The sequence below is a fragment of the Rhizobacter sp. P1_G5 genome, from assembly GCF_056405435.1.
On the sequence record NZ_JBFUCB010000549.1, the window covers coordinates 1 to 4,146 of the forward strand.

The following is a 4,146-nucleotide window of genomic DNA, read 5'->3' on the forward strand; positions in this document are numbered from 1 at the left end:
ACCCAATCCTGCTCTTCGACCTTCTGCAGCGCCTGCAGCTGCACGCCGCCCGCCCAGTCCTGCGCGAGCAGCAGGGCGCCGGCCTCGGTGGCGGCGTCTTCCTCGGCGAACAGCGCCTTCACGACCGAGCGCTGCCAGCCGCCGCGCGGCGCCGGCATGCCCGGCTCGCCGAACAGCGCGTGCTCGGCCTCGGTGTCGGCATCGGCGTCCTCGACCGAGACCGACAAGGCCTGCAGCTCGTCCATCAGCGCATCGGACACCGGCTCGACCAGGTCCTCCGGCACCAGCAGCAACAGCTCGTACATCGGGGCCTCAGCGCTTGTGCTGGCTCATCCAGCCTTCAAGGTAATGAATGCTGGTGCCCCCCTCGATGAACTTGGCGTCGGCCATCAGCTCGCGGTGCAGCGGGATGTTGGTCAGGATGCCCTCGACCACCGTCTCCGACAGCGCGATGCGCATGCGCGCGAGCGCCTGGTCGCGGGTGTCGCCGTGCGTGATGATCTTGCCGATCATCGAGTCGTAGTTCGGCGGCACGAAGTAGTTCGTGTACGCATGCGAGTCGACGCGCACGCCCGGCCCGCCCGGCGCATGCCAGGTCGTGATGCGGCCCGGCGACGGCGTGAACTTGTACGGGTCCTCGGCGTTGACGCGGCATTCGATCGCATGCCCGCGCATCTGGATCTGGCGCTGCTGGAACGGCAGCTTCTCGCCGGCCGCCACGCGGATCTGCATCTGCACGATGTCGATACCGGTCACCAGTTCGGTCACCGGGTGCTCCACCTGCACGCGGGTGTTCATCTCGATGAAATAGAACTCGCCGTTCTCGTACAGGAACTCGAAGGTGCCGGCGCCGCGGTAGCCGATGCGCTTGCAGGCGGCGGCGCAGCGGTCGCCGATCTTCTCGATCACGCGGCGCGGGATGCCCGGCGCCGGCGCTTCCTCGATGATCTTCTGGTGGCGGCGCTGCATCGAGCAGTCGCGCTCGCCCAGCCAGACGGCGTTCTTGTGCTCGTCGGCCAGCACCTGGATCTCGATGTGGCGCGGGTTCTCGAGGAACTTCTCCATGTAGACCGCCGGGTTGCCGAAGGCCGCGCCGGCCTCGGCGCGCGTGGTCTGCACCGCGTGGATCAGCGCCGCCTCGGTGTGCACGACGCGCATGCCACGGCCGCCGCCGCCGCCGGCCGCCTTGATGATCACCGGGTAGCCGACCGCACGGCCGGCCTTGATGATCTCCTTCGGGTCGTCGGGCAGCGCGCCCTCGGAGCCCGGCACGCAGGGCACGCCGGCCTTGATCATCGCCTGCTTGGCCGACACCTTGTCGCCCATCGTGCGGATCGCGTCGGGCGTCGGGCCGATGAAGACGAAGCCGCTCTGCTCGACGCGCTCGGCGAAATCGGCGTTCTCCGACAGGAAGCCGTAGCCGGGGTGGATGGCCTCGGCATCGGTCACCTCGGCGGTCGAGATGATGGCCGGCATGTTGAGGTAGCTCTGCGCCGACTGGGCCGGGCCGATGCACACCGCCTCGTCGGCCAGCTTCACGTACTTGGCGTCGCGGTCGGCCTCGGAATAGACGACGACCGACTTGATGCCCATCTCGCGGCACGCTCGTTGAATCCGCAGCGCGATCTCGCCGCGGTTGGCGATCAGGATCTTCTTGAACATGCGGACAGCCTTATTCGATGATGAACAAGGGCTGGCCGAACTCGACCGGCTGGCCGTTGGCGCACAGGATCTTCGTGACGGTGCCGGACTTGTCGGCCTCGATCTCGTTCATGATCTTCATCGCCTCGATGATGCAGATCGGCTCGCCTTCCTTGATGGTGCTGCCCACCTCGACGAAAGGCTTGGCGCCCGGGCTCGCGGCGCCGTAGAAGGTGCCGACCATCGGCGACTTGACGGTGTGGCCGGCCGGTGCGGCGGGCGCCTCGACAGGGGCGGCGGCCACCGGCGCGGCGGGCGCAGCGGCAGCGGCCGGGGCCAGCACCGGGGCGGCGTAGGCCACCGGGCCTGCCGCGACGAGGGTCGGGTCGGCCTTGACGATCCGGACCTTGCCGTCCGCCTCGGTGATCTCCAGTTCAGAGATGTTCGATTCGGACACGAGATCGATCAGGGTCTTCAGTTTGCGCAGGTCCATGGGTTCTCCAACTTCTGTCGTCGTTGTTGTCGGGCGCCCGCGGTCGATCGGACCGTTGGCGCCGTGGGGTCAGGCCGTCCGCTGGGGAGGGCGCTTCGCGTCACGCTGCAGCACGTGGCGCAGGGCGCAGGCATAGCCGTCTGCGCCCAGGCCGACGATCACGCCGTCGGCCAGGTCCGAGAAATAGGAATGGTGGCGGAAGGCTTCGCGCCGGTGCACGTTCGACAGGTGCACTTCGATGAACGGGATCGCGACGCCGGCCAGCGCATCGCGCAACGCGACGCTGGTGTGCGTGAGCGCGCCCGGGTTGATCAGGATGAACTGCGTGCCGTCGAGCCGCGCGGCGTGCACGCGGTCGATCAGCGCGCCTTCATGGTTGCTCTGGAAGCTCACCAGCGTCGAACCGGCCTGCGACGCGATCTCTGCGAGATCGGCATCGATCTGCGCCAAAGTCGTCGCGCCATAGACCTCCGGCTCGCGTGTGCCGAGCAGGTTCAGGTTCGGGCCGTGCAGGACCAGGATGTGCATGAAACGCGGATCGGGTGCCTGGAGTGGGCGGCCCGGAATTTTGCGAAGGCTGAACTTTACGCGCTTTAGGGGCCGAAGACTGCAATATAGAAAAATCTCGGCCGAATGGAACCCGGCGGCCCCTCAGCCGAGCTGTTGCACCCAGGCGGCCAGGTCCTGCTCGCCGATGCTGCCCAGTTTGCGCGCGATGATGCGCCCATCGCGGCCGAAGACGGCACTGAACGGCAGCCCGCCGCGCTCGTTGCCGAGCGAGCGGGCCAGGTCGACGCCGGTCAGACCGGCCAGGCCGACCGGGAAGCTCACCGGCACCTTCTTCAGGAACTCCCGGACCGGGGTCGGGCTGTCGACCGCCAGGCCGACCACGCGCCAGCCGGCCGGCTGGTGGCTGCGCTGGAAGGCGTCGAGCAGCGGCATCTCCTTGACGCAAGGCGCGCACCAGGTGGCCCAGAAGTTCAGCAGCAGCGGCTGGCCGCGCAGTCCGGCCAGCGGCAGCGAGCCGCCTTCGGGCCGGTCGAACTGCAAATCCCACAGCGCCCGTTCGGCTTCGGGCAGGGCGTTGCTGCGTTCGCGCCACCAGCCGAAACCGGCACCGGCGGCCAGTGCGATGCCGGCGACGCCGATCGTCAATGCATGGCGACGGTTCATGCGGCCCCCTCGTCCGATGCCAGCAGCCGACGCAATCCGGCCAGATCGCCGCGTTCGCTGCGGCCGCGGCTGTCGGGTTTCAGCGCACCGCGCAGGTCGTCGCGGTCCAGGATGGTCAGGTGCACGGTCACTTCCTCGCCGAGTGCGGCGCTCGGGCTGCTGACGGTCAGCACGTCGATCTGCTCGCCGCGCGGGCCATCGAGGCTGCCGACGTCGTAGTCGACGCGCCGGTCGATCAGCGCGAGTTCGGCCTGCTTCGAGTCGTCGCAGAACAGTTCCAGCCGCACGCTGTTGAGCCGCGTCGCGGTGCCGCGCCAGACGGCGCCATACAAATGCGGGCGGAATTCCTGCAGCCGCTCCATCCACAGCAGCGCCACCTCGCGCAACGCGCGCAATTCGGCGGGTTGGGTGTCGGCGCAGAAGAGTGCGATGTAGGCCCGGACCTCGTCCTCGACCTGGTCGTTGTCGGGCAGGTCGACCTGCCGCGTGCCGCGCTTGCCGAGGTCGCGCGCGGCGCGGCGCTTGGCCGGCCCGTACTCCATGCCCTCCTCGACGATCAGCCGGGCGGCCGCGCTGGCGAGTTCAGTACTGAGGTCGGAGGGCATCGGGGGATTCTAGGGAAGGTCGACCGCCCCCATGCGCGACACGACCGTGCCGGCCCGGCCGACCACGTACGGCGAGCCCGGCCGCTTCTCGAAGCGCTTCGGCGCCGGCAGCATCACCGCCAGGCGCGCGGCCTGCGCCGGTGCGAGCCGGGCCGCGTCGACGCGGAAGTAGTGCCGCGCCGCGGCCTGCGCGCCGAACACGCCTTCGCCCCATTCGACGTTGTTCAGGTAGAT

7 protein-coding genes are annotated in these 4,146 nt (G+C 69.0%); all 7 read right to left on the bottom strand.

Annotated features, from left to right (window positions below; translation table 11 throughout):
- Positions 1-305 (bottom strand): 50S ribosomal protein L11 methyltransferase (locus AC1D12_RS26620; protein WP_477843999.1); only part of this gene is annotated, 305 nt, incomplete at its 3' end.
- Positions 306-312: 7 nt separating this feature from the next.
- Positions 313-1,662 carry an acetyl-CoA carboxylase biotin carboxylase subunit gene (accC, locus tag AC1D12_RS26625; RefSeq protein WP_047506632.1) on the bottom strand — a complete coding sequence of 450 codons (1,350 nt, stop codon included), beginning with the start codon at positions 1,660-1,662 and terminating at the stop codon, positions 313-315.
- 10 nt (positions 1,663-1,672) lie between these two features.
- On the bottom strand, positions 1,673-2,134 hold the full coding sequence (accB, locus tag AC1D12_RS26630) for an acetyl-CoA carboxylase biotin carboxyl carrier protein (RefSeq protein ID WP_047506634.1): 462 nt from the start codon (positions 2,132-2,134) through the stop codon (positions 1,673-1,675).
- Between the two features lie 69 nt (positions 2,135-2,203).
- Positions 2,204-2,662, bottom strand: a complete 459-nt coding sequence (gene aroQ, locus AC1D12_RS26635; protein WP_047506636.1) for a type II 3-dehydroquinate dehydratase — start codon at positions 2,660-2,662, stop codon at positions 2,204-2,206.
- A gap of 123 nt (positions 2,663-2,785) precedes the next feature.
- The gene (locus AC1D12_RS26640; RefSeq protein WP_477829119.1) at positions 2,786-3,307 is read right to left on the bottom strand and encodes a TlpA family protein disulfide reductase; all 522 of its coding nucleotides are present in this window, start codon (positions 3,305-3,307) and stop codon (positions 2,786-2,788) included.
- Positions 3,304-3,912, bottom strand: coding sequence for a hypothetical protein (locus AC1D12_RS26645; protein WP_477844001.1), 609 nt, complete (start codon positions 3,910-3,912; stop codon positions 3,304-3,306). The genes AC1D12_RS26640 and AC1D12_RS26645 overlap by 4 nt, the downstream gene beginning before the upstream one ends.
- Positions 3,913-3,921: 9 nt before the next feature.
- Positions 3,922-4,146: transglycosylase domain-containing protein (locus AC1D12_RS26650; RefSeq protein ID WP_477844003.1), on the bottom strand; the 225-nt coding region annotated here is incomplete at its 5' end.